Origin of the sequence: Anaerotruncus sp. 1XD42-93 (assembly GCF_009917605.1) — a bacterium.
Classification (GTDB): domain Bacteria; phylum Bacillota; class Clostridia; order Oscillospirales; family Ruminococcaceae; genus Anaerotruncus.
This window is the reverse complement of sequence record NZ_QZEG01000111.1, coordinates 1-4,033: the sequence shown is the minus strand read 5'-3', so window position 1 is coordinate 4,033 and position 4,033 is coordinate 1. Positions and strand designations below refer to the sequence as shown.

Here is a 4,033-nt window from a genome sequence, read left to right as displayed (position 1 = left end):
TCCGGCACGAGCTTTAAGGGATTGAATTTGTACCGGACAAAGAAATAGACCAACGCGCCGAAGATCAGGAGAAAAGCTCCAGCGAAAACGCACTTTAACAGAAGTCCCAGAAACGCCCCAACAGGAGCAAACATCTTTCCAAAAGCGGACCCCAGATCAATCATTATGACACCCCCGGAATTTTACGTATCAGCCACATGATAATAGACCATACAAATTTCAGATTATATACAATCAGGATGATTAAAAGACATCTGCTGACCACAGCAAAGGAAACAAACATATTGATAAAACGTACCACATAAAGGAGAGGAGACAAAGAGACATTCAGTCCATTAAAAGATGGAAATTTCGGAAATAAGTTTATCAAGAAATGGAGTAGAGAAAAGAAAAGATTACAAAAAAACTCAACAATCATGTTATCCCTCCTCAGTAAAAAAAGTGCGCAGCTTATGATAACAGACGATCGCGGTTAAAAGGCAGACTGCCGCATTTAAAATATCCCGCATCAAATTAAAATAAGGTTTCGTAGATGTCAGGAAATCAACTCTTGTGCCACGATAGCCCGGAAACAAAAAATTGGTTGGGATAGTTAAATTCAGAGAGATTGGAGGGGGATTGCGCAGCGTTTTGAAAAAGTTGTCCAGCATCTGATATAGCTCGCCCAGACCTGCAAACCGGCTGTTTATGTGGTCATTCAAAAGGGATAGCTGGTTGTTGAAATAGTTGCCATCCGGGACGAATATATCCCGGATGAAGCCACCAACATCCGAAAACCACGAAAGCACGCCCCGACCGGAACCGTCAGCGGCAAAAGCCGGGACGGATGCGAAGGCCAGAACCAGAACGGCGAGAAAAACAGTAAATATCTTTTTGCGCATCTTGCGTCACCTCCTGCGGCGGCGTGATCTCCTGCCGCTGCGCTCATCGTATTCGCGAGCAAGCTCATCGTAAATGGCTCGTCGCGAATGGTAGCGATCAGGCCAAATAACCCTATATAGTCTGTCTGCTTCATCTGCAAGGTGCCGATCTCCGACCTTGCGGCGCAATACATAGGTTGGATTTCGCTTGCGGAAAAGCCCCTCGGCAGTAAAGCTAGTTTCCCTATTAACAACTTTACTTTCAGTTGCAAGATCAGGATTTCGACGGGCAAATTCAATACCTGCTTCTGCTGCAACTTCCCTGCGTCGTATAGTCTCTTCAAATTCACGTTCTGGGTGTAGTTCCCGCATACGTTTTTCTGTTTCATAAGATAGTTCACGACGCGCAATGGATTCATTTAAGGCACGTTCTGGATGCCGATACTCCATCTCCAATCCAGTCCGAAATGACAACTCACGACGATATATAGACTTTTCCAAGTCTCGCTCGGGATGCCGTTCCCGGATTGCTTGTTCCGCCTGAAAAGATAGTTCACGCTGGTAAATTTTTTCGTTCAGGTCTGCCAAAGGATTCCGAAGTCGGAATCGCGCCTTTGCCAGCATGTTAATTTCCATATCAGCAACCTTATCATCAACAATACTGTCAAGATGCCGTTTCCGATCCTCGGCCTTCACTTTGCGGTGAAATTCTCGCTTCCATACGTTGTTATACAGGTTCAGTTTATTTAATAAAAGTCGAATAAAGATTCCAGAGATTAAGGAAAGAGAAATTGTAACACCAAGAATCCGAAGCCCTGTACTTGAAATCGCTCCCAAAGACAGTTTAAGGCTCTTAGAGAACGAATTTAACATATCCGCATTGAATACAGTTCGCGGCATATCGTAATTAGGCGGTGGCCATTGGACATTGATTTCCGCAAAACAAGGGACGGCGCAAAAAGCGAGACAGAAAAGCATCGTTATAAAAACAGCCGTTTTTTTCATCGCTCCCCCTCCTATCGTCCCAGATGACTTACAATTTCTAAAAGCGCATATAGCCCCAATACAATCATAAAGATATACAGGCAAACGCTAAAAATCGAGCCAATATTTATCCAGATGGTATAGCCCATTTCAACAAGAGCATCCATTGAAAAAACCACAAAATCTTCATTGATAACGCATCACTCCCCCCAAGGAAATGGACTCCACCACTCCACATCCGGTGCCGCATCAAACCATATAAAAGGATCTTTCCATTCGACATTTGGCGCAGCATCAAACCATGCAAAAGGATCTTTCCATTCCACACTTGGTGCAGCGTCAAACCATTCAAAAGGGTCTTTCCATTCCACATCTGGTGCGGCGTCAAACCACCCAGAAGGTTTGGAAGAACCGGAAGAATCTTTGCGGTAAAGGACATGAACCGTTAAATCTCTTTCAGGCATGATTCCGGAAACTACCACCCTATCGGCTGTGTAGTTTTTGATTGTCGGGGATGTGATCTCATAGCTGCTCCCGGCTGTGAGTGAGCGCGTAATCGGCTGTGCGGCCTGCGAGCCGTTTTCGTAACGATAGTTGACCGTCAGGGTGTAGGTCTGCGGTTCGGGTGGCGGGACTGCCGTATAGGTGACTGTAACGGTCAAATCTTCCGCAGGCATCGTGCCGGATACGACCGGCTTGTCGGCTGTGTAGCCCTCGATTGCCGGAGATGTGATCTCGTAGCTGCTTCCGGCTGTGAGCGAGCGTGTGACTGGCTGTGCGGCCTGCGAACCGTTTTCATAGCGATAATTGACCGTCAGGGTGTAGGTCTGCGGTTCGGGTGGCGGGTTTGCCGTATAGGTGACTGTAACGGTCAAATCTTCCGCAGGCATCGTGCCGGATACGACCGGCTTGTCCGCTGTGTACCCCTCGATTATTGGGGATGTGATTTCATAGCTGCTTCCGGCTGTGAGCGAGCGTGTGACTGGCTGTGCGACCTGCGAACCGTTTTCGTAACGATAGTTGACCGTCAGGGTGTAGGTCTGCGGCTCGGACGGCGGGTCTGCCGTATAGGTAACTGTTACTGTCAAATCCTCTTCGGGCATAGTCCCGGATACGACCGGCTTATCTGCCGTATAGCCCTCGATTATCGGGGATGTGATCTCATAGCTATCCCCGGCTATGAGCGAGCGCATGACTGGCTGTGCAGCTTGTGTACCGTCCTCATACTGGTATACAATTTTCAATAAAGGAACCACAGAAAAATCCGTAGAATCTATTGAAAAAGAGTGTCCTAAATCATCGGTAAAAAATAACGCATCAAGATCGGAAAATATAGGATAGTTATAAGTAATGTTAGAAGCAGAAAATAAGTCTGAACAGTTATCCAAATAAGTTTGTCCGGTAGGCATACCATACAAAGTTTGAATGCCCCACTTCCCATAAGGTCGACAAACACCATCGGAATCCAGTCGGAAAGAGCAACTTAAAAGCTGTGATGGCCTGACCTGCACTTTTTTATTCGTAGAACTGGAATCAATGCCAGAGGAAAAACCACTTACAGGGGTTACATTAATGGAGAAAAAGTAAAAGAGTTCACCCGATGGATCACGAGACGCATAATTTGAAAAAGTAAAATAAATACGATAACTATTGTTATTCAAATATGAGCTTAAAAAAGAATCCCAGAGCGTACGATAATCTTGCCCAAAATCTTCCCATGGGACATCCGAAGTATCGATAAATGCGGAATAACAATTTCCTACATCAGGAACAGGGCTAAAAACATTAGAAAAAGCCTCATAGCCGCTATGATTAGATAGACTAACTTGCTGCACCATAGCAAAAGCATGCATGGAAATTCCCAACATGCAAATCAGAGCGCAAAGAAGCGAAACGACCCGTTTCCACTTTTTCATGAAATTAGCCTCCTAATCCTTGTTTTTTGCCCATTCTGGAACCCAGAACGGATTTGTATAATCAATATCGTCTGGGGCGGGAAAATCCAGCGGAATATGCAGGCCAGACGGGTCAAACTCTTTTAGGGGGTCATAGTTATAATCGCTGTCGGCAGGTGCAAAATCATAATCAAACGGGTCAAACAAATGCCAACCTTTATAAATACCGTTGTCGTCCTTGGGCGGAATCTCCCAGCTGCCGGAGGAACCGCCGCCGCCCCCACTGGGACCGCC

The 4,033-nt window shown here is 46.0% G+C and carries 4 protein-coding genes; all 4 read right to left on the bottom strand.

The genetic code is table 11. From position 1 onward, the window contains the following. Positions 1 to 419: 419 nt before the first annotated feature. Positions 420 to 881 (bottom strand): hypothetical protein, encoded by a 462-nt coding sequence (locus D5269_RS16960; protein ID WP_120487143.1) that lies wholly within the window; start codon positions 879 to 881, stop codon positions 420 to 422. Between the two features lie 6 nt (positions 882 to 887). Continuing rightward, complete coding sequence (locus D5269_RS16955) at positions 888 to 1,865, bottom strand: hypothetical protein (protein WP_120487141.1); 978 nt, start codon at positions 1,863 to 1,865, stop codon at positions 888 to 890. Positions 1,866 to 2,044: 179 nt separating this feature from the next. After that, positions 2,045 to 3,088, bottom strand: coding sequence for a MucBP domain-containing protein (locus D5269_RS16950; protein WP_158605062.1), 1,044 nt, complete (start codon positions 3,086 to 3,088; stop codon positions 2,045 to 2,047). A 684-nt stretch (positions 3,089 to 3,772) separates the two neighbouring features. Continuing rightward, positions 3,773 to 4,033 (bottom strand): hypothetical protein (locus D5269_RS16945; RefSeq protein ID WP_158605061.1); only part of this gene is annotated, 261 nt, incomplete at its 5' end.

Excerpts from the sequence above, each read along its gene's own strand:
- D5269_RS16960 (WP_120487143.1), bottom strand. The coding sequence starts at position 881 with ATGCGCAAAAAGATATTTACTGTTTTTCTCGCCGTTCTGGTTCTGGCC.
- D5269_RS16955 (WP_120487141.1), bottom strand. The coding sequence starts at position 1,865 with ATGAAAAAAACGGCTGTTTTTATAACGATGCTTTTCTGTCTCGCTTTT.